Origin of the sequence: Solibacillus sp. FSL W8-0474 (assembly GCF_038004065.1) — a bacterium.
Taxonomy (GTDB): domain Bacteria; phylum Bacillota; class Bacilli; order Bacillales_A; family Planococcaceae; genus Solibacillus; species Solibacillus faecavium.
Genome location: NZ_JBBOQJ010000001.1, coordinates 1 through 23,829 on the forward strand (window position 1 = coordinate 1; position 23,829 = coordinate 23,829).

Annotated in this window: 12 protein-coding genes, 3 rRNA genes and 1 other annotated feature; of the genes, 14 read left to right on the forward strand and 1 reads right to left on the reverse strand. The window is 39.7% G+C overall.

What is annotated here, in order from left to right; genetic code table 11:
• The 13 genes from dnaA to asnB all read left to right on the forward strand — a co-directional run bounded on the left by dnaA (position 1) and on the right by asnB (position 20,548).
• Positions 1-1,344, forward strand: a complete 1,344-nt coding sequence (gene dnaA / locus NYE67_RS00005; RefSeq protein WP_191701046.1) for a chromosomal replication initiator protein DnaA — start codon at positions 1-3, stop codon at positions 1,342-1,344.
• A gap of 170 nt (positions 1,345-1,514) precedes the next feature.
• Positions 1,515-2,651 (forward strand): DNA polymerase III subunit beta, encoded by a 1,137-nt coding sequence (gene dnaN / locus NYE67_RS00010; RefSeq protein ID WP_191701045.1) that lies wholly within the window; start codon positions 1,515-1,517, stop codon positions 2,649-2,651.
• Between the two features lie 124 nt (positions 2,652-2,775).
• Positions 2,776-3,012, forward strand: coding sequence for a S4 domain-containing protein YaaA (gene yaaA / locus NYE67_RS00015; RefSeq protein WP_191701044.1), 237 nt, complete (start codon positions 2,776-2,778; stop codon positions 3,010-3,012).
• A gap of 3 nt (positions 3,013-3,015) precedes the next feature.
• Positions 3,016-4,128, forward strand: coding sequence for a DNA replication/repair protein RecF (gene recF, locus NYE67_RS00020; protein WP_340726564.1), 1,113 nt, complete (start codon positions 3,016-3,018; stop codon positions 4,126-4,128).
• 67 nt (positions 4,129-4,195) lie between these two features.
• A complete protein-coding gene (gyrB, locus tag NYE67_RS00025) occupies positions 4,196-6,121 on the forward strand; it encodes a DNA topoisomerase (ATP-hydrolyzing) subunit B (protein WP_340728852.1) in 1,926 nt (641 codons plus the stop codon).
• 28 nt (positions 6,122-6,149) lie between these two features.
• Positions 6,150-8,651: a DNA gyrase subunit A gene (gene gyrA, locus NYE67_RS00030; protein ID WP_340726566.1), complete on the forward strand. Its 2,502-nt coding sequence runs from the start codon at positions 6,150-6,152 to the stop codon at positions 8,649-8,651.
• A gap of 189 nt (positions 8,652-8,840) precedes the next feature.
• Positions 8,841-9,935 carry an HD-GYP domain-containing protein gene (locus NYE67_RS00035; RefSeq protein ID WP_340728853.1) on the forward strand — a complete coding sequence of 365 codons (1,095 nt, stop codon included), beginning with the start codon at positions 8,841-8,843 and terminating at the stop codon, positions 9,933-9,935.
• Positions 9,936-10,381: 446 nt separating this feature from the next.
• Positions 10,382-11,936 (forward strand): 16S ribosomal RNA (locus tag NYE67_RS00040).
• Between the two features lie 230 nt (positions 11,937-12,166).
• Positions 12,167-15,095: ribosomal RNA gene (locus tag NYE67_RS00045) — 23S ribosomal RNA — on the forward strand.
• Positions 15,096-15,177: 82 nt separating this feature from the next.
• A 5S ribosomal RNA gene (rrf, locus tag NYE67_RS00050) occupies positions 15,178-15,293 on the forward strand.
• The 16S, 23S and 5S rRNA genes sit together here, the layout of an rRNA operon.
• Before the next feature lie 360 nt (positions 15,294-15,653).
• The gene (gene guaB / locus NYE67_RS00055; protein ID WP_340728854.1) at positions 15,654-17,120 is read left to right on the forward strand and encodes an IMP dehydrogenase; all 1,467 of its coding nucleotides are present in this window, start codon (positions 15,654-15,656) and stop codon (positions 17,118-17,120) included.
• 131 nt (positions 17,121-17,251) lie between these two features.
• Positions 17,252-18,592 carry a D-alanyl-D-alanine carboxypeptidase family protein gene (locus NYE67_RS00060; RefSeq protein ID WP_340728855.1) on the forward strand — a complete coding sequence of 447 codons (1,341 nt, stop codon included), beginning with the start codon at positions 17,252-17,254 and terminating at the stop codon, positions 18,590-18,592.
• Positions 18,593-18,721: 129 nt separating this feature from the next.
• Entirely contained in the window at positions 18,722-20,548 is a 1,827-nt protein-coding gene (gene asnB / locus NYE67_RS00065) for an asparagine synthase (glutamine-hydrolyzing) (RefSeq protein WP_340728856.1), read from the forward strand.
• Between the two features lie 40 nt (positions 20,549-20,588).
• On the opposite strand, the gene pdxR is transcribed toward asnB, so the two are convergent.
• On the reverse strand, positions 20,589-21,995 hold the full coding sequence (gene pdxR / locus NYE67_RS00070; protein WP_340728858.1) for a MocR-like pyridoxine biosynthesis transcription factor PdxR: 1,407 nt from the start codon (positions 21,993-21,995) through the stop codon (positions 20,589-20,591).
• 156 nt (positions 21,996-22,151) lie between these two features.
• Positions 22,152-22,371: a binding site (T-box leader), on the forward strand.
• A 95-nt stretch (positions 22,372-22,466) separates the two neighbouring features.
• On the opposite strand from pdxR, the gene serS reads away from it, so the two are divergent.
• Entirely contained in the window at positions 22,467-23,759 is a 1,293-nt protein-coding gene (gene serS, locus NYE67_RS00075; protein WP_340728859.1) for a serine--tRNA ligase, read from the forward strand.
• Positions 23,760-23,829: the final 70 nt, after the last annotated feature.

Consider the following 23,829-nt stretch of genomic DNA (forward strand, 5'->3'; position numbering starts at 1 on the left):
TTGGAACATTTAGAAAATTTATGGAATGCCGTCCTTGCCCAAGCTGAACAAAAAATTTCAAAACCGAGCTTTGATACTTGGCTGAAATCGACAAAACTTTTAGCTCATAGTGGCACAAAAGTAACGATATCAGCACCTAACTCTTTTGCCCGTGATTGGCTTGAACAATACTATATTCATATGATTACAGGAATATTAAATGAGTTAACTGGCGAAGATCTGGTCATAAAATTTGTCGTTCAGAAAGATCAAGTTGCAGACGACTTTGAACTACCACCACCAATTACCCAAGCAAAATCAAGTGAACATCATGATATTACACCTGGTATGCTCAATCCAAAATACACATTTGATACGTTCGTTATCGGCTCTGGTAACCGCTTTGCTCATGCAGCGAGCTTAGCTGTAGCAGAAGCACCAGCAAAAGCGTATAACCCTTTCTTTATATACGGGGGGGTAGGACTAGGAAAAACCCATTTAATGCATGCCATTGGCCATTATGTAAAAGAACATAATCCTACTGCAAATGTCGTTTATCTATCATCTGAGAAATTCACAAATGAGTTTATCAACTCGATTCGTGATAACAAAACAATTGATTTTCGTAATAAATACCGGAATGTTGATGTGTTGCTAATTGACGATATTCAGTTTTTAGCTGGGAAAGAATCAACGCAAGAAGAGTTTTTCCATACATTCAATACTTTACATGAAGAATCAAAACAAATTGTCATTTCAAGTGACCGACCACCTAAGGAAATCCCTACATTAGAAGATCGTTTGCGCTCTCGATTTGAATGGGGTTTAATCACAGACATAGCACCACCTGATTTAGAAACACGTATTGCCATTTTACGAAAAAAAGCCAAAGCTGACGGTCTAGATATTCCAAATGAGGTTATGCTGTATATTGCCAACCAAGTCGATACAAATATCCGCGAATTGGAAGGCGCATTAATCCGTGTAGTTGCTTATTCTTCTTTGGTCAATACGGATGTCTCACCGGAACTGGCTGCAGAAGCTTTAAAAGACATTATGCCAAACTCAAAGCCGCGCATGATTTCAATTTTAGATATTCAAACAGCAACAGGCGAGCACTTCAATATTCGATTAGAGGATTTTACGGCAAAGCGCCGTACAAAGTCGATTGCTTTCCCAAGACAGGTTGCAATGTATTTATCCAGAGAACTAACGGATTTTTCATTACCTAAAATTGGTGAGGAATTTGGTGGCCGAGACCATACGACTGTCATCCATGCACATGAAAAAATATCTTCATTAATTAAAACGGATCAACAACTCCAACAGGATATTAAACAAATTCGGAGCATGCTAGGTAAGTAAAGTTGTGTATAACTCACTGTTTTTCACACAAGGATATTCACAACTTGTGCACATGTGGATAGCTTACATGCCGTAAGAAAAAGTTCGGTTATCCACAAATCCACAGGACCTATTACTATATCTATTAATATCTTTAAATAAATAATTAATTATATAAGAGAGGTAAACTAATGAAATTTAATATTTTACGTGATCATCTTTTAGCTGGATTAAATGATGTAATGAAAGCAGTTAGCTCTAAAACGACGATTCCTATTTTAACGGGAATTAAGATTGATGTTACAAATGAGGGTATGACTTTAACTGGTAGTGATGCAGATATTACAATCCAAACATTTATCCCAGTAGAAGAAAATGGCGAGCAAATCATAAATATTACTCAAACAGGTTCTATCGTATTACAAGCACGTATGTTCAACGAAATTGTTCGTAAATTACCTACAAACGAAGTAGAAATCGAAATTACAAACGGTACTGCAACAATTATTCGTTCTGGTAAATCAGAATTTCATCTAATCGGATCTGATGCAACAGAATATCCACAACTACCTGAGCTTGCAGCTGATCGCCAATTTACAATACCTACGGATCTATTAAAGTCGATTATTCGTGAAACGGTGTTTGCTGTAGCTACTTCTGAAAGTCGTCCCGTGTTGACAGGTGTAAACTGGAAAGTTGATGGCGATGAATTAATATGCGTTGCAACGGATAGTCACCGTTTAGCACGTCGTAAAGTAAATCTTGAAAATTTACCAACTGATGTGACTTCAGTTGTTATTCCAGGAAAAAGTTTAAATGAATTAAATAAAATTTTAGAAGATACGAATAACCCAGTACAAATTGTATTAACGAGTCAACATGTATTATTTAAAACAGATGACGTTCTTTTCTTTTCACGTCTTTTGGAAGGGAATTACCCAGACACATCCCGTTTAATTCCAGAAGAATTTAAAACAATGATTACTATTAACGGAAAATCACTTCTTCAAGCAATTGACCGTGCATCGTTGCTTGCTCGTGAAGACCGTAATAATGTTGTTCGATTTGAAACTCTTGAAAACCAAACAGTGGAAATATCATCAAATTCACCTGAGATTGGTAAAGTGGAAGAGCAAATCCAAGTGGAAAGCCTAGAAGGGGAAACTTTAAAAATTTCTTTCAGTGCAAAATACATGATGGAAGCGTTAAAAGCAATTGATGGTCAAGATGTTGTCATTGAATTTACAGGGGCAATGCGTCCATTCATTCTGCGATCTGTAGCAGATGATGCGATTTTACAACTGATTTTACCGGTACGTACTTACTAAAAAAATATAATTTTTAAAAGGAATGGTCTTTAACTTATTATTGAGACCATTCCTTTTTTACTTATGGACAAATTTTAGGTATGATAGAATGATAAGACTTTATTTAAGTGGAGGATGAATTACGTTGAATGATTTAGTAATTGATACAGAATTTATAACGCTTGGTCAAGCGCTGAAAATGACAGATACAATTAGCTCTGGTGGTATGGCAAAATGGTTTTTAAGTGAACATGAAGTGTTTGTGAATGGAGAAGCAGAAGGTCGCCGAGGAAAAAAATTACGTCATGGAGATGTAATTAATATCCCAGGTGTTGGCCGATTTAAAATTGTGGATGCGTTTATTGCAAACGGAGAAGAATAATTCATGAACATCGAGCGCTTACAGCTAACGAATTATCGTAACTATGAATCGTTAACACTAGATTTTTCAAATAAAATTAACGTTTTTATTGGGGAGAATGCTCAAGGAAAAACAAATGTTATGGAATCAATCTATGTACTAGCGATGGCCAAATCTCATCGTACTGCGAACGATAAAGAATTAATACTTTGGGACGCGGATTATGGTAAAATAGAAGGTGTGGTAAATAAGCGTTACGGTGGTATTCCTATCGAATTAACGATTTCAAAAAAGGGCAAAAAAGGCAAAATCAATCATCTTGAACAAACTAAATTAAGTAATTACATTGGACAGATGAATGTTGTCATGTTTGCTCCTGAAGATTTGAATATCGTGAAAGGTAGCCCACAAATTCGCCGAAGATTTATCGATATGGAAATCGGGCAAATATCGCCAGTCTATTTACATGATTTACTGACATTTCAAAAGATATTAAAACAACGTAATCATTTACTGAAAAAAAACCAAGGAAAACAAGCATTTGCATCTGATGTAATGTTTGATATTTATACAGAACAATATGTTCAGGCAGCTATACAAATAATTCGTAAAAGATTTCAATTTATGGAACTCTTGCAGGAGTGGGCTGAACCAATTCACTTTGGCATTTCACGCGGTCTAGAAAAGCTTGTAATTAAATACCGTCCTGTGTCAGGAATGGAAGCAAATTGGTCAGCTGAGCAAATGATAACGCATTTAACGGAAAAACTAACAGAGGTTAGACAGCGTGAAATTGAGCGAGGCGTAACATTAATCGGTCCACACCGTGATGATTTGCAGTTTTTCGTGAATGACTATGATGTACAAGTATATGGTTCACAAGGTCAACAACGTACAACAGCGTTATCATTAAAGCTTGCTGAAATAGAGCTCATAAAACAAGAAACAAAAGAAACACCAATTTTATTGTTGGATGATGTTTTATCTGAATTAGATGATTATCGTCAATCACATTTATTAAATACAATTCAGGGTGAAGTTCAAACATTTGTTACAACGACAAGTGTTGAAGGTATTCACCATGAAACAATACAGCACGCTAAATTGTTCCATGTGAAAAAAGGAGCAATTGAATAACAATAAATGCATGAAAGTTAATATTAGCGAAGCATACTGAAAGTTATGAAAGAGTAGGTGACCAATAGTGACTTTAGAAGATAATAAAGTCCAGCAATCTTATGATGCGGATCAAATACAGGTATTAGAAGGATTAGAAGCTGTACGAAAACGTCCTGGTATGTATATTGGTTCAACAAGTTCAAAAGGATTGCACCATTTAGTGTGGGAAATTGTAGACAATAGTATTGATGAAGCTTTAGCGGGTTATTGTTCAAATATTACAGTAACGATTGAACAAGACAATTGGATTCGTGTAGAAGATAATGGTCGTGGTATCCCTGTTGATACTCAGGAAAAAATGGGCATGCCTGCTGTTGAAGTTATTATGACAGTCTTGCACGCTGGCGGTAAATTCGGCGGTGGAGGATACAAAGTATCCGGCGGTCTTCATGGTGTAGGTGCTTCTGTAGTAAACGCATTATCAAGTCAAACGATTGTTCAAGTACATCGCGATGGTAAAATTCATGAAATTATTTTTGAGCGCGGCCATACTGTACAAAAACTAACTGTTATTGGTGAGACGGATTATACAGGTACTACTACACGCTTCAAGGCAGATAGTGAAATCTTTAAAGAAACAACAATATATGAGTACGATATTTTAGCAACTCGTATTCGTGAATTGGCCTATTTAAATCGCGGAATTAGTATAGCGATTGCCGACGAACGAATTGGGCAGGAACGTTCGGAAACATTCCACTTTGAAGGTGGTATTCGCGAATATGTTGAGCATATTAACGTAAACAAAGAACCAATCCATGTACCAATTGATGTATTTGGCGAAAAAGAAGGCATTACTGTAGAAATTGCTATGCAATATAATGCTGGCTTTAGCTCAACAATTATGTCATTTGCCAATAACATTAATACGTATGAAGGTGGTACGCATGAATCAGGCTTTAAAACGGCTTTAACGCGTGTCATCAATGATTATGCAAGAAAATCAAATTTAATTAAAGAAGCAGATGCTAACCTTACAGGTGAAGACGTACGAGAAGGTTTAACAGCTATCGTATCGATTAAACACCCGGATCCTCAGTTTGAAGGACAAACAAAAACTAAATTAGGGAACTCTGAAGTGAGCCAAATTACAAACTCATTATTCTCAGAAGGCTTTGAACGTTTCCTGTTGGAGAATCCTTCAGTAGCGCGTCAGGTTGTTGAAAAAGGAACAATGGCTGCCCGAGCACGTGTCGCTGCAAAAAAAGCACGTGAATTTACACGTCGTAAATCAGCATTGGAAGTTTCAAGTTTACCTGGTAAGTTATCAGATTGTTCTTCTACAAATCCTGCTGAATCGGAAATTTATATCGTTGAGGGTGACTCTGCGGGTGGTTCTGCAAAATCAGGTCGTGATCGTCACTTCCAAGCAATTTTGCCATTGCGCGGTAAAATTCTAAACGTTGAAAAAGCCCGCTTAGACCGTATTTTATCCAATGCTGAGATTCGTGCAATGATTACTGCATTTGGTACAGGTATTGGCGAAGAGTTCAATTTAGAAAAAGCACGTTATCACAAAATCGTAATTATGACGGATGCCGATGTCGATGGTGCGCATATTCGCGTATTATTATTAACCTTCTTCTTCCGTTTCATGCGTCCATTAATTGAAGCTGGATATGTTTATGCAGCAAAACCTCCACTTTACCAAGTGAAACAAGGGAAACATGTAGAATACTGCTATTCAGATCAAGAATTAGAAGATATTTTACAGCGTCTACCAAAATTGCCTAAGCCAAATGTACAACGTTACAAAGGTTTAGGAGAAATGAATGCAACGCAATTATGGGATACAACGATGGATCCAGAGCACCGTACATTAATTCGCGTAGAATTGGATGATGCGATTGAAGCCGATAGAATTTTCGATGCATTAATGGGTGATGAAGTTGGCCCACGTCGTGACTTTATCGAAGAAAATGCAGTCTATGTACAAGACCTGGATATTTAATTAGTTCAATTGGAAGGAGGTCCTTATTTTGTCTGACATTCAACATGGACATATAGAATCAAAAAATATTACAACAGAGATTAAATCATCTTTCCTAAGCTATGCGATGAGCGTTATCGTTTCACGTGCCTTACCGGATGTACGCGATGGGCTTAAGCCAGTACACCGTCGTATTTTGTACGGCATGCAGGAATTAGGTAATACTTCAGATAAACCATATAAGAAGAGTGCTCGTATCGTTGGGGATGTAATGGGTAAGTTCCATCCGCATGGTGACTCTTCCATCTATGATGCAATGGTACGTATGGCACAGGATTTCAGCTATCGTTACATGCTTGTTGATGGTCACGGTAACTTTGGTTCGGTAGATGGTGATGGCGCTGCAGCTATGCGTTACACAGAATCTCGTATGTCAAAAATCGCGATGGAAATGCTTCGCGATATCAATAAAGATACAATTAATTATGGTCCGAACTATGATGGTAGTGAAAACGAGCCGTTAGTATTACCAGCACGTTATCCAAACCTTTTAGTAAACGGTGCTTCGGGAATCGCTGTAGGTATGGCGACAAATATCCCACCACATCAATTAGGAGAAACAATCGATGGGGTATTGGCAATAGCGGATAACCCTAGCATTACAACTGAAGAGCTGATGGAAATTATTCCAGGGCCAGATTTCCCGACAGGCGGTATTCTTTTAGGCCGTTCAGGAATTCGCCGTGCCTACGAAACAGGCCGAGGCTCTTTAACGATTCGTGCAAAAGTTGAGATTGAACAAGCTGCAAATGGTAAAGAGACAATTTTAGTTCACGAATTACCTTACCAAGTGAATAAAGCAAAACTTATTGAAAAAATTGCTGAACTAGTACGTGATAAAAAAATTGATGGTATTACAAATTTACGGGATGAATCAGATCGTAATGGTATGCGTATTGTTATTGAGGTTCGCCGTGATGCCAATGCAAACGTTGTACTCAACAACTTATTTAAACAAACAGCGATGCAATCAAGCTTCGGTGTAAATATGCTTGCATTAGTGGATGGACAGCCAAAAGTATTAGGTCTAAAAGAAGTGCTCTATCATTACTTAGAACATCAAAAAGTAGTTATTAAACGTCGTACTGCTTTCGAACTTCGAAAAGCAGAAGAACGTGCACATATTTTAGAAGGCTTACGTATCGCGCTGGATCATATTGATGAAATTATTGCGATTATCCGTGCTTCTCGCAGTGGGGAAGAAGCAAGACCTCAATTAATGGAGCGCTTCAATCTATCTGAACGTCAGGCACAAGCAATTTTAGATATGCGCCTAGTACGTTTAAGCGGATTGGAACGTGAAAAAATTGAAGCGGAATACCAAGAACTTCTAAAACTAATTGATGAATTAAAGGCGATTTTAGCAGATGAAGCGAAGGTAATTGAAATTATCCGTACAGAAATGACGGAAATTAAAGAACGTTACAATGATACACGCCGTACAGAAATAACTGCCGGCGGTTTAGAAATGATAGAAGACGAAGATTTAATCCCAAGAGAAAACTCAGTACTGACATTGACACATAACGGTTATATTAAACGTTTAGCAGCGAATACATATCGCTCACAAAAGCGCGGGGGCCGTGGTGTACAAGGTATGGGTACGAATGAGGATGATTTCGTTGAGCATTTACTATTTACATCTACGCATGATACGATTTTATTCTTTACTTCAAAAGGTAAAGTTTTCCGTGCAAAAGGATACGAAATTCCTGAATTCGGTAGACAGGCAAAAGGTTTACCAATTGTTAACTTACTGAATATCGATAAAGGTGAACATGTTACTGCAATGATTCGCGTTACGGAATTTAAAGAAGATGCATACTTTATCTTTACAACAAAAACAGGTGTAACGAAACGTACACCAGTAGACCAATTTGCAAATATTCGTACGAACGGTTTAATTGCTATTACATTGCGTGAAGATGATGATTTAATTTCAGTCCATTTAACAGATGGTACGAAAGAAATTATTATCGGTACTCGTGAAGGTATGTTAGTTCGTTTTAAAGAAGACGATATTCGTTCAATGGGTCGTACTGCTGCAGGGGTTAGAGGTATTAAACTTCGTGATGGCGATTATGTAGTTGGTATGGAAATCATTGAACCGGGTCAGGAAATATTAGTTGTTACTGAAAAAGGTTACGGAAAACGTACGCCTGAATCAGAGTACCGTTTACAAAGCCGTGGTGGTTTAGGTCTGAAGACGATGCAAATTACTGATAAGAACGGTAAGATGTGTGCGGTAAAAGCAGTTGATGGTTCAGAAGACATTATGTTAATTACAATTAACGGTATGTTGATCCGCATGGATGTTAAAGATATTTCTGTTATTGGACGAAGCACGCAAGGTGTTCGTTTAATTCGTCTTGCAGATGAAGAAATTGTTGCAACAGTAGCACGTGTGAAAAAAGACGATGATACTGATGAAGACGAATTAGAATTAGAATCAGATTTAGAAGGCGAATCAACTTCTGGAACAGAAGAGTAAATCGAAAAGTAATCTAGTAGGTTTTTACTATCTAGATTACTTTTTTTATTTGTAATTTTTTCTCCAATCGTTATAATAAACTGTGTAATAGTAAAGATTTGTAAGGGATAATTATAATTCTAGATTAGCTAATCTAAGATTTCAATTAAACCTAAATACCTATACTAATGAACTGAAGGGGTTGTGAAGTTGGAAGCAATAGTTATGAGAGCCGAAGAATTACGATTAGGTAAGGTAATTGCAGAAGATATATTTGCCAATACACAATATCCAATCATTTATAAAGATACAAAAGTGAAATCTGAGCATCTGCGTGTAATTGAGCTCTTTAATTTAAAAACAGTTTTAATTTATAACGATATAGAAGAAATCAAGTCAATTGAGACAAATTCTGAAAAGAATCCTTTAACTGTGCCACTGCCGAAGTATATAAGTTTTGAAAATTATTATAATGATGGCATTGTCCAATTGAAAAAAGAATTCTTAAATTGGGCGGCTGGTGGGAAAATTGATCTTACAAAAGTTCGGGGCTTTATGATTCCACTAATAGAAAAAGTATTAGAAGACCGTTCGTACATATACAACATAAATAACTACTCAATACCAAAGGACTACTTATACCATCATTGTATTGCTACGGGATTGATTGCAACGGTTATAGCAAAAAAAATGGGCTTTGAACGTGGCGATACTATTCAACTAGCCATTGCTGGGATGTTAGCGGATAGTGGAATGTCACGCATTCCAGCGCGTATACGAGACAAGAAAAATGCGTTAACATCTTCTGAATTTGAAGAAGTACGAAAACACTCTTTTTATAGTTTTATGTTAGTAAAGAATAATCCTGCTATGAAAGAGGTAATGAAAGAAGCCATCTTCCAGCATCACGAGCGACTAGATGGTAGCGGCTATCCGAATGGAATTCGTAATGGCTCCATTTCCACGTTTGCACAAATTATTGCAGTGGCAGATGTTTTCCATGCGATGACTAGCGAGCGGGTATATCGTTCAAAACAATCTCCTTTTAAGGTAATTGAAATGATTAAAGAAGAAGAGTTTGGAAAGTTTGATATTAAAGTTGTGCAGGCATTAATTGATATCGTCGTTGATTTACCAATTGGAACAAAAATTGAATTATCTAATTTAGAGTTAGGAGAAGTAATGTTTATCAATAAATATTCTCCTACACGCCCGCTAGTAAAATTAACTCGTACGGGAGAGTTGCTGGATCTTGCTACTAATAGAAGCTTCTATATTTCACGTGTCATTACAAAGGATTATTAGATTAAGATTATTTTTGAAGAGAGCTGTTATCCATAGAATGGATACGGCTCTTTTTATATGAAATAAGATATTAAAAACAAATACAACTTTTTTTAAAATAAACTATTGACGCTAGGATTTTACAATGATATTATATTAAGAGTCCTTAAGAGGAAACAATATAAATTATAAAAATTTATTAAAGTGTTGACTTAAGAGGAAAGAAAGTATAGAATTATAAAAGCTGTTAAGCGAGTTATTACTTTTTCAAAAAACTTTCAAAAAGTTGTTGACAAGCAACATAGAGAAATGTTATGATATAAAAGTTGTCACTCGAACAACACAATGAACCTTGAAAACTGAACAAGCAACGTTAATGAAACAAGCTTCTTAAATGAAGCAAACAATAGATTTCAACTTTTAATTAAGTTGAATCGCTAGCAAAGCAAATGAGCTTTCAAACTACTTTTATGGAGAGTTTGATCCTGGCTCAGGACGAACGCTGGCGGCGTGCCTAATACATGCAAGTCGAGCGGATGATGAGAGAAGCTTGCTTCTCTCTGATTTAGCGGCGGACGGGTGAGTAACACGTGGGTAACCTACCTTATAGATTGGGATAACTCCGGGAAACCGGGGCTAATACCGAATAACACTTTTAAACACATGTTTGAAAGTTGAAAGACGGTTTCGGCTGTCACTATAAGATGGACCCGCGGCGCATTAGCTAGTTGGTGAGGTAACGGCTCACCAAGGCAACGATGCGTAGCCGACCTGAGAGGGTGATCGGCCACACTGGGACTGAGACACGGCCCAGACTCCTACGGGAGGCAGCAGTAGGGAATCTTCCACAATGGACGAAAGTCTGATGGAGCAACGCCGCGTGAGTGAAGAAGGATTTCGGTTCGTAAAACTCTGTTGCAAGGGAAGAACAAGTAGCGTAGTAACTGGCGCTACCTTGACGGTACCTTGTTAGAAAGCCACGGCTAACTACGTGCCAGCAGCCGCGGTAATACGTAGGTGGCAAGCGTTGTCCGGAATTATTGGGCGTAAAGCGCGCGCAGGTGGTTCCTTAAGTCTGATGTGAAAGCCCCCGGCTCAACCGGGGAGGGTCATTGGAAACTGGGGAACTTGAGTGCAGAAGAGGATAGTGGAATTCCAAGTGTAGCGGTGAAATGCGTAGAGATTTGGAGGAACACCAGTGGCGAAGGCGACTGTCTGGTCTGTAACTGACACTGAGGCGCGAAAGCGTGGGGAGCAAACAGGATTAGATACCCTGGTAGTCCACGCCGTAAACGATGAGTGCTAAGTGTTGGGGGGTTTCCGCCCCTCAGTGCTGCAGCTAACGCATTAAGCACTCCGCCTGGGGAGTACGGTCGCAAGACTGAAACTCAAAGGAATTGACGGGGGCCCGCACAAGCGGTGGAGCATGTGGTTTAATTCGAAGCAACGCGAAGAACCTTACCAGGTCTTGACATCCCGGTGACCACTATGGAGACATAGTTTCCCCTTCGGGGGCAACGGTGACAGGTGGTGCATGGTTGTCGTCAGCTCGTGTCGTGAGATGTTGGGTTAAGTCCCGCAACGAGCGCAACCCTTATTCTTAGTTGCCATCATTCAGTTGGGCACTCTAAGGAGACTGCCGGTGATAAACCGGAGGAAGGTGGGGATGACGTCAAATCATCATGCCCCTTATGACCTGGGCTACACACGTGCTACAATGGACGATACAAACGGTTGCCAACCCGCGAGGGGGAGCTAATCCGATAAAATCGTTCTCAGTTCGGATTGTAGGCTGCAACTCGCCTACATGAAGCCGGAATCGCTAGTAATCGCGGATCAGCATGCCGCGGTGAATACGTTCCCGGGCCTTGTACACACCGCCCGTCACACCACGAGAGTTTGTAACACCCGAAGTCGGTGAGGTAACCTTTATGGAGCCAGCCGCCGAAGGTGGGATAGATGATTGGGGTGAAGTCGTAACAAGGTAGCCGTATCGGAAGGTGCGGCTGGATCACCTCCTTTCTAAGGATTATTTCGGAATCATTCTCATGGAGATTGAAACATTAACGTTTGCTGTTCAGTTTTGAAGGTTCATTCTTAATTGAATGAGATACTTCAAAACTTCGTTCTTTGAAAACTGGATAAAACGACATTGAAAGCAATAAAACAAATTTCTATTTTATAGAAATGTAACAAGTCAAGCAATTGACGTGTAAACTTAAATCTTGGATTTTATCCAAGTGTTAACTTTTGGTTAAGTTAATAAGGGCGCACGGTGGATGCCTTGGCACTAGGAGTCGATGAAGGACGGCACTAACACCGATATGCCTCGGGGAGCTGTAAGTAAGCTTTGATCCGGGGATTTCCGAATGGGGGAACCCACTATCTTTAATCGGATAGTATCTACACGTGAATACATAGCGTGATGAGGACAGACGCAGGGAACTGAAACATCTAAGTACCTGCAGGAACAGAAAGAAAATTCGATTCCCTGAGTAGCGGCGAGCGAAACGGGAAGAGCCCAAACCAAAGAGCTTGCTCTTTGGGGTTGTAGGACACTCTATACGGAGTTACAAAAGAATGAGTTAGACGAAGCGACTTGGAAAGGTCCGCGAAACAAGGTAAAAGCCCTGTAGTCAAAAGTTCATTCCCTCCAGAGTGTATCCTGAGTACGGCGGAACACGTGAAATTCCGTCGGAATCCGGGAGGACCATCTCCCAAGGCTAAATACTACCTAGTGACCGATAGTGAACCAGTACCGTGAGGGAAAGGTGAAAAGCACCCCGGAAGGGGAGTGAAATAGATCCTGAAACCGTGTGCCTACAAGTAGTTAGAGCCCGTTAATGGGTGATAGCGTGCCTTTTGTAGAATGAACCGGCGAGTTACGATTACGTGCGAGGTTAAGTTGAGAAGACGGAGCCGCAGCGAAAGCGAGTCTGAATAGGGCGAATTAGTACGTGGTCGTAGACCCGAAACCAGGTGATCTACCCATGTCCAGGGTGAAGGTGAGGTAACACTCACTGGAGGCCCGAACCCACGCACGTTGAAAAGTGCGGGGATGAGGTGTGGGTAGCGGAGAAATTCCAATCGAACCTGGAGATAGCTGGTTCTCTCCGAAATAGCTTTAGGGCTAGCCTCGTGATTGAGAATACCGGAGGTAGAGCACTGTTTGGACTAGGGGGGCATCTCGCTTTACCGAATTCAGACAAACTCCGAATGCCGGATATTTATACACGGGAGTCAGACTGCGAGTGATAAGATCCGTAGTCAAGAGGGAAACAGCCCAGACCACCAGCTAAGGTCCCCAAGTAATCGTTAAGTGGAAAAGGATGTGGCGTTGCTTAGACAACCAGGATGTTGGCTTAGAAGCAGCCATCATTTAAAGAGTGCGTAATAGCTCACTGGTCGAGTGACGCTGCGCCGAAAATGTATCGGGGCTAAACGATTCACCGAAGCTGTGGATGCATACTTTGAGTATGCGTGGTAGGAGAGCGTTCTAATAGCGTTGAAGTCAGACCGGAAGGACTGGTGGAGCGATTAGAAGTGAGAATGCCGGTATGAGTAGCGAAACATGGGTGAGAATCCCATGCACCGTATGACTAAGGTTTCCTGAGGAAGGCTCGTCCGCTCAGGGTTAGTCGGGACCTAAGCCGAGGCCGATAGGCGTAGGCGATGGACAACAGGTTGATATTCCTGTACCACCTCCTCACCGTTTGAGAAATGGGGGGACGCAGTAGGATAGGGTAAGCACGCCGTTGGTTGCGCGTGTTCAAGCAGTAAGGCGTGTATGTAGGCAAATCCGCATACTTTAACGTTGAGCTGTGATGACGAGCTCTTATGAGCGAAGTTCCTGATTTCACACTGCCAAGAAAAGCCTCTATCGAGGTGAGAGGTGCCCGTACCGCAAACCGACACAGGTAGTCGAGGAGAGAATCCTAAGGTGTGCGAGAGAACTCTCGTTAAGGAACTCGGCAAAATGACCCCGTAACTTCGGGAGAAGGGGTGCTTCTTTGGGTGCATAGCCTAGAGAAGCCGCAGTGAATAGGCCCAGGCGACTGTTTAGCAAAAACACAGGTCTCTGCAAAACCGTAAGGTGACGTATAGGGGCTGACGCCTGCCCGGTGCTGGAAGGTTAAGAGGAGCGGTTAGCGCAAGCGAAGCTGTGAATTGAAGCCCCAGTAAACGGCGGCCGTAACTATAACGGTCCTAAGGTAGCGAAATTCCTTGTCGGGTAAGTTCCGACCCGCACGAAAGGCGTAACGATCTGGGCACTGTCTCAACGAGAGACTCGGTGAAATTATAGTACCTGTGAAGATGCAGGTTACCCGCGACAGGACGGAAAGACCCCGTGGAGCTTTACTGTAGCCTGATATTGAATTTTGGTACAACTTGTACAGGATAGGTAGGAGCCAGAGATCCCGGAGCGCCAGCTTCGGAGGAGGCGTCGGTGGGATACTACCCTGGTTGTATTGAACTTCTAACCCATGCCCCTTAGCGGGGTAGGAGACAGTGTCAGGCGGACAGTTTGACTGGGGCGGTCGCCTCCTAAAGAGTAACGGAGGCGCCCAAAGGTTCCCTCAGAATGGTTGGAAATCATTCGAAGAGTGTAAAGGCATAAGGGAGCTTGACTGCGAGACCTACAAGTCGAGCAGGGTCGAAAGACGGGCTTAGTGATCCGGTGGTTCCGCATGGAAGGGCCATCGCTCAACGGATAAAAGCTACCCCGGGGATAACAGGCTTATCTCCCCCAAGAGTCCACATCGACGGGGAGGTTTGGCACCTCGATGTCGGCTCATCGCATCCTGGGGCTGTAGTCGGTCCCAAGGGTTGGGCTGTTCGCCCATTAAAGCGGTACGCGAGCTGGGTTCAGAACGTCGTGAGACAGTTCGGTCCCTATCCGTCGTGGGCGTAGGAAATTTGAGAGGAGCTGTCCTTAGTACGAGAGGACCGGGATGGACACACCGCTGGTGTACCAGTTGTCTTGCCAAAGGCATCGCTGGGTAGCTATGTGTGGACGGGATAAGTGCTGAAAGCATCTAAGCATGAAGCCCCCCTCAAGATGAGATTTCCCATTACGCAAGTAAGTAAGACCCCTGAAAGACGATCAGGTAGATAGGTTCGAGGTGGAAGTGCGGTGACGCATGCAGCTGACGAATACTAATCGGTCGAGGACTTAACCACATTTTATTGCACAACTCAATGAAACGTTTATCCAGTTTTGAAAGAATGATTCTTTCTACAGGTTTCGTAAGAAGCCCTATAGTGAAGTGATGATGGCAAAGAGGTCACACCCGTTCCCATACCGAACACGGAAGTTAAGCTCTTTAGCGCCGATGGTAGTTGGGGGCTTCCCCCTGTGAGAGTAGGACGTCGCTTCGCACTTTTAAAACCACTGAATTTTTCAGTGGTTTTTTTGTATAAAAATATTCAATAAAGAGCTCACTTTTCAGAAGTCTAAAATTCTTTTTACTAAATAAAGGTATATTACAAAAAAATAGAAACTTATAAAGGTCGTTATAGCTAATATTTGAAGTAAAGAATTATATTATAAAAAGTTTATTAAAGGAAAAGATAAAGCAGAAGTAAAAATAAAATTATAATAAAACGGTAAAAATTATTAAAATAATCAACTGAGGTAATATTCCGAATTATTTTATTTTTCATGTAATCTTGACAGTCGTGGTCGACGTTGATAACCTTACAATAATATTCTTTTCTAAATAGGAGGCATACTTAAAAATGTGGGAAACAAAATTTGCTAAAGAAGGTTTAACATTTGATGATGTATTATTAGTGCCAGCACACTCAGAAGTATTACCAAAGGATGTTAATTTATCTGTAAATCTTACTAATAATATTAAGTTAAACATTCCAATGATTTCTGCCGGTATGGATACTGTAACAGAAGCAAAAATGGCAATTGCAATGGCTCGTCAAGGTGGACTTGGTATTATTCATAAGAACATGAGTATTGAAAAGCAAGCAGAAGAAGTAGAAAAAGTAAAACGCTCTGAAAATGGTGTTATTACTAATCCCTTTTTCTTAACACCTGAGCACCAAGTATTCGATGCAGAACATTTAATGGGCAAATACCGCATTTCAGGTGTTCCTATTGTGAACAACATGGAAGATCAAAAGTTAGTTGGGATTATTACAAACCGTGACCTACGTTTTATCTCTGATTATTCATTAAAAATTGATGATGTTATGACAAAAGAGGATTTAATTACGGCAGCTGTTGGGACAACTTTAGCAGAGGCCGAAGAAATTCTTCAACAATATAAAATCGAAAAGTTACCTATTGTAGATGAAGATGGAAAACTTACAGGTTTAATTACGATTAAAGATATCGAAAAGGTGATTGAATTCCCTAATGCAGCTAAAGACAGCCATGGACGTTTAGTTGTAGGTGCCGCAGTAGGTGTTTCTAAAGATACAATGGTACGCATTGCTAAGCTAGTGGAAGCACAGGTTGATATTGTAGTAATTGATACAGCACACGGTCATTCACAAGGTGTATTAAATACTATTAAAGATATCCGTGCCGCATATCCGAATTTAGACATCATTGCAGGTAATGTAGCAACAGCTGAAGGTACACGTGCTTTATTTGAGGCAGGAGCAGATGTTGTAAAAGTGGGAATTGGTCCTGGTTCTATTTGTACTACTCGTGTTGTGGCAGGCGTTGGTGTACCTCAAATTACAGCTATTTATGATGCTGCTTCAGTAGCACGTGAAGTTGGTAAAACGATTATTGCTGATGGTGGTATTAAGTATTCAGGAGATATCGTAAAAGCTTTAGCTGCAGGTGGTCATACTGTCATGTTAGGTTCATTATTGGCGGGGACTTCTGAATCTCCGGGAGAAACAGAAATTTTCCAAGGACGTCGCTTTAAAGTATATCGCGGTATGGGTTCACTTGGTGCAATGGAAAAAGGTTCAAAAGACCGTTACTTCCAAGAAGATGCGAAGAAGTTAGTTCCTGAGGGAATTGAAGGACGTCTACCTTATAAAGGGCCTCTAGCAGATACAATTCACCAGTTAGTTGGTGGTGTACGTGCTGGAATGGGTTACTGTGGTGCTCCGGATTTAGCTGAATTACGTGAAAAATCACAGTTCATTAAAATGTCAGGTGCAGGCTTACGTGAGTCACACCCACATGATGTACAAATTACAAAAGAATCACCAAACTATTCTTTACAATAAGTTCTATGCAACTTTTGAACGCTACTATCGTCAAATTGAGATAGTAGCGTTTTTTTATTAAGAAGAGCACACATTAGACTACTTATGTATGATAAAATGTCGTTAGAGAATAAAATTTTGGAGGTAGCTTTGTGAAGATAGTAAGTAAACAAATGGTATTAAGCTTCGTCTTAATCCCAGTGTTAATATTCAGTATGTTGGCGATGGCCGTACCTGCTCCAACGAATGCAGAGACGGATTTAGGATTAACGGTAGATGCAGCGATATTAATTGATGCAGATACTGGTAAGATTTTATATGAGCAAAATGCAGAAACTGCACTAGGTATCGCAAGTATGACGAAAATGATGACGGAATACTTATTACTAGATGCAATTAAAGAAGGATCGATTACTTGGGATCAACAATATAATGTAACAGAGTATACATATAAAGTTTCTCAAAACCGTTTATTAAGTAATGTACCTTTGCGTGCGGATGGTACGTATTCAATTAAAGAATTATATGAAGCGATGGCTATTTATTCTGCCAATGCAGCAACAATTGCAATTGCTGAAACAATTGCAGGGACAGAAAAAGAATTTTTAAAGCTTATGAATAAAAAAGCAGAAGAACTTGGTTTGGAAAATTATAAATTTGTAAACTCTACGGGGTTAAATAACTCTGATTTATTGGGGATGCACCCAGAAGGTACAGGGGAAAATGATGAAAATGTGATGCCAGCCCGTTCTGTGGCAAAGTTAGCGTATCATTTGCTGAAGGATCATCCTGATATGCTAGAAACAGCAAAAATCCCGAAAAAAGTCTTCCGTGAAGGAACTTCGGATGCAATTAACATGTCAAACTGGAATTTCATGCTTCCAGGTCTTGTCTATGCATATGAAGGAGTAGACGGTTTAAAAACTGGTACTACTGATTTTGCGGGTCATACGTTTACGGGTACAGCAAAACGTGGGGATACACGTTTAATTGCAGTAGTAATGAAGGCTGTAGATTCAAAAGGTGTAGGCTCTTATAAGGCGCGTTTTGATGCAACAAGGAAGCTATTTGATTATGGATTTGGTCAATTTTCAAAAGTAGAACTTGTTCCAGCAAATTACACATTTGAAGGAAAGAAATCACTTCCTGTAACAAAAGGGAAAGAAGAAGCTGTAAATATAGCAGTAAAAGAACCTATTTCAGTGATGGTAAAAACGTCTGAAAAAGATTTATATATTCCGACACTAATGTTAACAACAGAAGAACTGGAAGCTGGTGTTGAGAAGAACCAAGTAGTAGGTCAAGCTGTGGTTAATATTTCACAAGGAATGGATTATGGCTATATTGACGGCTCTAAAATTGTAGCAGAAGTGGTAACAACGGATGCTGTAGAACGTGCAGGAAAAATAGCACTGTTCTTCCAGGGTATTGGAAGCTTCTTTGCTAATTTATGGAGCGGTGTATTTGGTTTTGCGAATGGATTAATTAAATAAATATGTGATGCCTTTTTATAAGAAAAATCTTATAGAAAGGCTTTTTTTTATACAAAAACAGAATTTTCGAATGGGACAATTTGTAGATGGAGCATGCCATACATACATTGTTGTTATGGAGGGATAATTATGTGTGGGATTTCAGGCTGGATTGATTACTCGAAAAATCTGGTAGATAATGAATTACTTATAAAGAAGATGACAAGAACGCTTTTACATCGTGGTCCGGATAGTGAGGGGTATTTTGTGAGCAAGCATGCCTTACTAGGACATAAAAGGCTCGCAATTATTGACTTAGTCACAGGTGACCAACCAATGACTAGAGGGAATTTTACGATTGTTTACAATGGAGAAGTTTATAATGCCAATGAAATTCGTGAACAGCTCATTAAACGAGGATATACATTCCATACCACATCCGATACGGAAGTTATTTTAATTGCGTATTGTGAATGGAAAGAGGGATGTGTGGACTATTTGAATGGGATATATGGTTTTGCTATATGGAATGCAGAGGAGCAATCTTTATTCTTATGTCGTGACCGTTTAGGAGTTAAGCCATTATTTTACTATGAATATGAAGATGGCATATTATTTAGCTCTGAAATTAAAGGAATCTTGGCACACCCTGCAGTAAAGCCGCAAGTCGATATAGAAGGGCTGGCGGCGTTATTTAGTTTAGGACCTTCTCGAATAATCGGTAATGCCATATTTAAAGGAATTAAGGAAATAAAACCGGCATATGCCATGACTGTTCGTAAAGAGGGCAAAAAGAGCTGGAAATATTGGGATATAGTAAGTAAACAACATGAACAGTCAGAGGAAGAAACAATAGATAAAGTACGGGAGCTTGTAACGAAGGCAATTGAACGCCAACTAATAAGTGATGTACCTATTAGTACAATGCTTTCGGGAGGGCTAGATTCAAGTATTATAACGGCTGTAGCAGCTGAACAACTTGCCAAAGAAAATAAAACATTATCGACATATTCCGTAGCGTATGAAGAAAATGACCAACACTTTCAGGAAAACTCATTTCAAACATCTCAGGATGAATTTTGGATTGGGAAGATGCAACAAGCATTTCAAACCAATCATAAGCAAGTTACCCTTACTCAGGAAGATTTAGTTGAAAGCTTACAGCATGCCATGATATTGAAAGATATGCCGAGTATGGCCGATATTGATAGTTCGCTTTATTTGTTCTGTAAAGAGATGAAAAATGAACATACGGTAGCTTTATCAGGTGAGTGTGCAGATGAAGTATTTGGTGGATATCCATGGTTTTATGGTGAAAAATCAGAAAGTCTGTTTCCATGGTTAAGATCAACAAATGAGCGGGAACAGCTATTTAAACCAGAATGGCAAAAACGGCTACAGTTGCCTCAGTTTATGCAAAATACTTATGAAGAAGCAATCAAGAATATGCCTCAATTTATAGGTAGTAAAGAGGAAAAAGAACGCCAGCAATTATTTTATTTAAATAATTTATTCTTTATGCAAACCTTGTTGGAAAGAAATGATCGAATGACAATGGGAGCGAGTATGGAGGTGCGTGTTCCGTTTGCTGATCATACGATTATAGAATACGTATGGAATATTCCATGGGAAATGAAAAACAGTGGTGGCAAAGAAAAGGGGATTTTACGGGAGGCTTTCTCCTCTCTTTTACCGAAAGAAGTAGTGGAGCGTAAAAAAAATCCATACCCAAAAACATATCATCCAAAATATACTGAACTTGTGCATCAACGTTTACAGCAAATTTTGCAACAGAAGGATTCAGTATTATATGAGTTATTCGAGCATGACCAATTAAAGCGTCTACTCGCTACAAATGGTCAGTCATTTCAGATTCCATGGTTTGGTCAGTTAATGGCCGGTCCACAATTAATTGCCTACTTAATTCAAGTGCATGATTGGGTAGAACATTACCGAATTGATATTATTTCAACATAAAGAAAGACGTTCTTAATTTAGAACGTCTCAAAGGTTGGGTTTAGTTTACTGATTTTCTGGAGATATTCCAAATGGCCATTAGTTCATGAATTTGATGTTCTATTTCATGGATTTGTAAATTTCCAAAACCTAGTAAAAATGTCCGTTTAGAGTATGATTGCTCTGTTAGATAATAGTTGGAAAGAGGCAAAATATTAATATGATGCTGTAAGGCAATTTGTTGAAGCGCCAATTCAGATTGATCATGAAGAAAGGCTATTAATATATTCGTACCTGCTGCATCTCCAGATATAGATATTTGTGGATAATAATTTGAAAAAATCTCAATACATTTATCGTGCTTCTTACGATAAATTTTCCGCATACGATTTAAGTGTTTTGCAAAATGCCCGTCTTCCATAAACTTTGCTAAAATATGCTGTTCAAACCGAGGAACAGTAGAAGAATAGTAATTAAAATGCTCTTGATAGCGTTTAATAAGTGATGGGGGTAATACGAAATAGGCAACGCGTAATGATGGCATAAGGGATTTCGTAAAAGTACTCAAGTAAATAACGCGATCGTTTTGATCCATACCCCGTAATGCCGGAATTGGCTTTCCAATATAACGAAACTCACTATCGTAATCATCCTCAATTATAAAACGATTAGGTGCTTTAGCTGCCCAATTCAATAGCTGAGTACGCCGGTTGGCAGACAGTACTGCCCCAGTCGGGAATTGGTGAGATGGAGTAACATAAACAACATTTGCATTCGTTTTCTGCAATTGTTCCACAACAATTCCGTCTGAATCAACGGAAATTGGAATAGCGAGCTGACTTAGTTGATGCCTTGGTATTGGTGAATAGCCTGGATTTTCAAAGGCTAGTAGGAAATCATCGTCTAATATTTTTAAAATCATGGGCAGGAGCTGTTCGGTTCCGGAGCCAATCACGATTTGTTCCGGCTGGCACGCTATCCCCCGGGACTGATGAAGATAGTTTGAAATTTCGATTCGTAATGCCAGCTCACCTTGACGTTCGCCAGTTTGCAGTAAATGTTTGAATGGCTTATCTAGAACATCTTTGGCATATTTTCGCCATGTTGTAAACGGGAATGCATCCTCGTCAATTTTTGCAGAGGAAAAGTCAATTTTATACTCCGTTTGCTGAGCTACATTCTTAAAGTTAACATCCATTACGGAATTTTTACGATAAGGCAATGAATCAATTTCTTCTACAAAATAGCCAATGCGAGGTTTTGACATAATATATCCTTCCGCTAACAGCTGAGCATAGGCCAGTTCAACAGTTGTTTGGCTAATATTGAAAAATTCCGCCAGTTCCCGTTTAGAAGGTAGGCGAGTTCCTACAACCAGTTGGTTATTTGTAATCGCATCTTTTATACCGATATATAGCTGTTCGTAGAGTGGAATAGAATGTTCTTTTTTTAGTTGAAAGAAAAGCATATTAAAGTACCTCCTTTTGTGACCTTTAAGAAAAATAAAAATATATTAATTTCAATAATGTCAGAAAAGTATAGCACATCGGCAATTATTTCTGAATGTTTTAGGGAAAACTTGCATTGATGTACTGTTTATAGTACAGTATGGTTAAATTTATAAATGAATTCGATGATAGGAAGTAGTAGCAAGCAAGTTTTTTTTAGAGAGTCAGCGGGTGGTGAAAGCTGATAAAAGCACTTGTGAATCCGTCCTTGAGATGCTTTTTCCGAAAACTAACAAGTAGGTAGAAGCCGGCTTACCAGAGTCGTTAATTGTTAAGAGGAATAGATTTTAGATCTATTCAATTAGGGTGGCAACGCGGGTAGCTCTCGTCCCTTTCATAGGGATTGAGGGCTTTTTTGTATTCACTTTACTAATACATTAATGCGTTAAAGTGCTCGGGATCATCATTCATAAACTTTAGGAGGAAAAATTATGTTAGACATTAAGCGTGTCCGAGACAATTTTGAAGAAGTAAAACGTATGCTTCTTACACGTAACGAAGATTTAGGGAATCTGGACAACTTTGAAAACCTAGATACAAAGCGTCGTGAGCTAATTGCCAAAACAGAAGTATTAAAGGCTGAGCGCAATAAAGTATCTGAGCAAATTTCTGTTATGAAGCGCAACAAGGAAGATGCAACAGAAGTAATTGCCCGTATGCGTGAAGTAGGCGATGAGATTAAAGCTTTAGATGCTGAGTTAAATGGCATTGAAGAAGAGTTTAAAGATATGATGATGCGTTTGCCGAATATCCCGCATGAGTCAGTACCAGTTGGAACAGAAGAGGATGACAATGTAGAGGAATACACTTGGGGCACTGTACCAACATTTGACTTTGAAACAAAGGCACACTGGGATATTGCGAAAGAGCTAGATATCGTGGATTTTGAGCGCGGAGCAAAAGTTACAGGAAGTCGTTTCTTATTTTATAAAGGGTTGGGTGCACGTTTAGAGCGCGCTTTACTGAACTTTATGATGGATCTTCATTCAGATCAACATGGCTATACGGAAATGTTGCCACCGCAAATTGTTAACCGCGATTCATTAACGGGCACAGGTCAATTACCGAAGTTTGAAGAAGATGTATTTAAATTAGTTCGTGAAGAAGATGAGATGGATTATTACCTGATTCCAACTGCTGAAGTGCCGGTAACAAACTACTACCGTGATGAAATTTTATCAGCAGACATGCTGCCACAAGCATTTTCAGCATACAGCGCTAACTTCCGTTCAGAAGCAGGATCTGCGGGTCGTGATACACGTGGATTGATCCGTCAGCATCAATTCAATAAAGTTGAGTTAGTACGCTTTGTGAAACCGGAAGAATCTTATGAGCAATTGGAAATTTTAACTGGTCATGCTGAAAAGGTATTACAACTTTTAGGTTTGCCATACCGCAAATTAAAAATGTGTACAGCAGATTTAGGTTTCACAGCTGCGAAGAAGTACGATTTAGAAGTATGGATTCCGGCACAAAACATGTACCGCGAAATTTCTTCATGTTCAAACTTTGAAGATTTCCAAGCACGTCGTGCCAATATTCGTTTCCGTCGTGAAGCAGGCGCAAAACCGGAATTCGTTCACACGTTAAACGGTTCAGGTCTAGCAATTGGCCGTACAGTAGCAGCAATTCTGGAAAATTACCAACAAGAAGATGGTTCTGTAGTCGTTCCCGACGTTTTACGTCCATATATGGGTGGCCTAGAAATGATTACGGCGAAATAATTAAATTTTAATTTGAAAGTGTGTTGAATCTAATAAATTCAGCACACTTTTTTCATTTGCAAACAAATAT